The sequence below is a fragment of the Mesorhizobium sp. M7A.F.Ca.AU.001.01.1.1 genome (assembly GCF_004022735.1).
GTDB classification, from domain to species: domain Bacteria; phylum Pseudomonadota; class Alphaproteobacteria; order Rhizobiales; family Rhizobiaceae; genus Mesorhizobium; species Mesorhizobium ciceri.
Map to the genome: position 1 here is coordinate 1 of NZ_RZPF01000695.1, position 3,473 is coordinate 3,473.

6 protein-coding genes are annotated in these 3,473 nt (G+C 65.7%); 5 read left to right on the forward strand and 1 reads right to left on the reverse strand.

Annotation, left to right across the window (positions count from 1 at the left end):
- Both EN884_RS30010 and EN884_RS30015 read left to right on the forward strand, forming a co-directional pair.
- Positions 1–248, forward strand: a 248-nt coding sequence (locus tag EN884_RS30010; protein ID WP_128360916.1) for a hypothetical protein, incomplete at its 5' end; no start/stop codon positions are given.
- Positions 249–357: 109 nt separating this feature from the next.
- Positions 358–543, forward strand: coding sequence for a Flp family type IVb pilin (locus EN884_RS30015; RefSeq protein WP_013529446.1), 186 nt, complete (start codon positions 358–360; stop codon positions 541–543).
- 27 nt (positions 544–570) lie between these two features.
- Here the strand turns inward: EN884_RS30015 and EN884_RS30020 are convergent, their stop codons facing one another.
- The gene (locus EN884_RS30020) at positions 571–1,446 is read right to left on the reverse strand and encodes a methyltransferase domain-containing protein (RefSeq protein ID WP_063169073.1); all 876 of its coding nucleotides are present in this window, start codon (positions 1,444–1,446) and stop codon (positions 571–573) included.
- A gap of 65 nt (positions 1,447–1,511) precedes the next feature.
- Between EN884_RS30020 and EN884_RS30025 the strand changes: the two genes are divergently transcribed.
- The 3 genes from EN884_RS30025 to EN884_RS30035 all read left to right on the forward strand — a co-directional run.
- The gene (locus EN884_RS30025; protein ID WP_063169072.1) at positions 1,512–2,312 is read left to right on the forward strand and encodes a ComF family protein; all 801 of its coding nucleotides are present in this window, start codon (positions 1,512–1,514) and stop codon (positions 2,310–2,312) included.
- Positions 2,313–2,339: 27 nt separating this feature from the next.
- Complete coding sequence (gene grxC / locus EN884_RS30030; protein WP_024503792.1) at positions 2,340–2,609, forward strand: glutaredoxin 3; 270 nt, start codon at positions 2,340–2,342, stop codon at positions 2,607–2,609.
- A gap of 10 nt (positions 2,610–2,619) precedes the next feature.
- A partial coding sequence (locus EN884_RS30035; protein ID WP_206617672.1) for a carbon-nitrogen hydrolase family protein occupies positions 2,620–3,473 on the forward strand: 854 nt, incomplete at its 3' end.

Consider the following 3,473-nt stretch of genomic DNA (forward strand, 5'->3'; position numbering starts at 1 on the left):
TGGGCATATTGCGCATAACGCTTCTGTTCGGTTCGGCCGCGGTGGCGCTGGCGCTGATCGCAACCCCTTTCCTCGACAGCCAGACACGCTCGCTGTCGGCCCGTGACGGTTTCGGCGGGCTCGACATGGCGGCCACAGGCTCGATCGGCCATCGCGAAACCTACACGCTGCGCCGCAGCGTGCTGCAGCCGCAGCCGAGCTCGGTCTGCATCATCAGGTCCAATGGCCGGAGCAGCGGCGACTGCTGACATGGTTAAGAGATTTCGCAAAGGCGGCGGTTTCACCGCCTGTTAAGCCTTTGCCGTTAACCTTTCTTAACAGGTCGGCTGTAAGGTCCCGGACAGAGGGGTTGAGGCCATGAAAGCAGTGCTGCTGGGTTTTCTGAACGACGAGACCGGCGCCACGGCCGTCGAATATGGCGTGATCATCGCCGTGCTGTCGCTGGCCATCGTCGGCGGTATCGGTGAGGTCCGCGACGGGATCATCTGGCTGTTCAGCGACAACAACAGCAAGCTTGCGAACGCTTTCGCACCCACTCCCTGATCCGGCTTTCCCGCGCCTGGGGCAGGATCATTGCCCGTCGGGCGCCTCCAGGATTGTTTTCAGCGAGACCTTGGCCGACCCTGGCTTCAGCGGTTTTTGCTGCGAAGCGTCGGGCGCCCAGCCGGACATCCAGACAATCGAGAAACTTGCCCTGACGCGGCCGTCGGGGTCGGAAAACCGCTCGGCGTAGATTTCCGCCGCGCGGGCAAACAGCTTGCGCGAGCCCGGGCGCCGGCTGCGATCGGTGAGTGCATTGGTCTCGCCCATGGCCCGCAGATCCGCGATCAGGTTGAACAGGCTGGCATAGCGCACCGTCACCGTCTCGACGTCGGCGACCGGCAGAGCGAGACCGGCGCGCTGCAGCAGCGCACCGGCATCGCGCACGTCGGTGAACGGCGCGACACGCGGGCTGGCGCCGCCGTAAAGCTCGGTCTCGGCCGCAAGCAGGCTTTCGCGCAACTCGAAAAGCGTACCGGCGCCGGCAAAGGCGCCGAGGAAAAGCCCATCCGGCCGCAACGCACGGCGGATCTGGATCAGCATGCCTGGGATGTCGTTCATGGCCTGCAGCGACAAGAGCGACACCGCCAGATCGAGGCTTTCCGACTCGAACGGCACGGTTTCGAGCGGTGCGATCAGGCCGGCATCGCCACCGCTCAGGAAAGCCGTATCCGTCTCGACGCGGACAATGTCGGCGACCTTGCCGCTTTCGGCGAGCGTTTCGGCCGCCGCCGGCGTCTGGCAAAACAGCACGGCCGCCTTGCCGAACCGGCGCTCGACGGCGCCCAGCCGTTCGGCAAGGTCCTCGGCCGTGCGGCGCATGAGGAAGTCCGCGCCGTCGACCGGACGGGCAAGCGCGCGCCGCTTGTGCGTCAGCCACAGAGAGGTATCCATTATTGGCTGCAACGGGCAGATCCTTTGTTTGTCCACGCTCCGAGATCGTTGATATAGTGGCGCGCAGGAGCAACCACGTGGCCGATCCGATGCCCAAGATCAAGTCTATCGGGATCACGAACCTGGCCCGGTCGGTTGTCGGCTGGCCGGCGCGGATGCTGTTTCCGCCGGTCTGCGCCGGTTGCCGCCGGCATGTCTCGCAACCGGGCGTGCTGTGCGGCGCCTGCTGGCCGAAGCTCAGGCTGCTGGAGCGGCCATGGTGCCCTGTCATGGGTACGCCGTTCACCCACCATATGGGCGAAGGCTTTCTGTCGGCCGAGGCGATTGCCGATCCGCCGCCTTTCGAGCGGGCGCGGGCGGCGGTCGCCTATTCCGGCGTTGCGCGCCAGATGGTGCAAGGGTTGAAATACCAGGATCGCACGGATCTGGCACCTTGGATGGCGCGCTGGATGATGCGTGCGGGTGCCGATCTCATCGCCGAGGCGGATGTGGTGGTGCCGGTGCCGCTGCACTGGCGGCGGTTTTTCAGGCGGCGCTTCAACCAGTCGGCGGAACTGGCAAGGGCGGTCTCGGCACTTAGCGGATTGCCCTTCGCCCCGTCGGCGGTGCGGCGCGTGAAACTCACCCGCCAGCAGGTCGGGCTGGAGCGCGGCGAACGCGAGGAGAATGTGCGGGCCGCGTTCCGGGTGCCTGCCGAGGCGGAAATCGAGATCGCCGGCCGCAGGGTGCTTTTGATCGACGATGTCTACACCACCGGCGCCACGGTGCGTTCCGACACCAAGGCGCTGAAAAGGGGAGGTGCGGCCGCCGTCGACGTGCTGACCTTTGCGCGTGTGTTGCCGGGGGACTTTCGGGCGGACGAGTCCGCGACTATATAAGTCGGCAACGAACAGCGGAAATTCGTCATGACCGATGTCACGATCTACACCCGCATGATGTGCGGCTATTGCACGGCAGCCAAGCGGCTGCTCGAGCGCAAGGGCGTCGCCTTTACCGAGCACGATGCCTCCTTCTCGCCGGAATTGCGCCAGGAGATGATCTCCCGGGCGCATGGCCGCACGACCTTTCCGCAGATTTTCATCGGCGATACGCATGTCGGCGGCTGTGACGACCTCCACGAGCTGGAGGCCGAAGGCCGGCTGGACAAATTGCTCGCCAACGGCGCGACGAATTGAGGGAATGACGATGGGTGTTTTCAAGGCCGCTGCGATCCAGATGCGTTCGGGCGAGAGCCCCGAGCGCAACGCCGTCGATCTCGAACGGCTGGTGCGTGAAGCAGCCAGCCTAGGTGCCACCTACATCCAGACGCCGGAAATGACCGGGGCGCTGATCCGCGACAAGGAAGCTCGCGCCGCATCGTTCACGTCGGAGGACAAGGACATCGTCGTCGCGACCGCGCGCAGGCTGGCCAAGGAGCTCGGCATCTTCCTGCATATCGGCTCGACCGCCATTCTGCGCGCCGACGGCAAGCTCGCCAACCGGGCGCTGCTGTTCGGGCCGGATGGTGCTGCGCTCGCCGCCTACGACAAGATCCACATGTTCGACGTCGATCTCGACAATGGCGAGAGCTGGCGTGAGTCCGCCGCCTATGAACCGGGAACCGAGGCCGTCGTCACCGACATCGAGGGTGCAAAGCTCGGCTTCGCCGTTTGCTACGATCTGCGCTTTCCGCAACTCTTCCGCGCCGAGGCGTTGGCCGGCGCAGACCTGCTTTCCGTACCGGCTGCCTTCACCCGCCAGACCGGCGAGGCGCACTGGCACGTGCTGCTCAGGGCCCGCGCCATCGAGAACGGCGCCTATGTCGTCGCCGCCGCGCAAGGCGGCTTGCATGAAGACGGCCGCGAGACTTACGGCCATTCGCTGATCGTCGATCCGTGGGGCCGGATCATTGCGGAAGCCGCGCATGACGAACCGGCGGTGATCGTCGCCGAGATCGACCCGGCGCAGTCGCTTGCCGCGCGCAAGAAGATCCCCAATCTCAGGAATGCGCGGGATTTCGCCGTCAATGCCGGCTCGGGGGAGGCGCCGCGGCCCGGGGG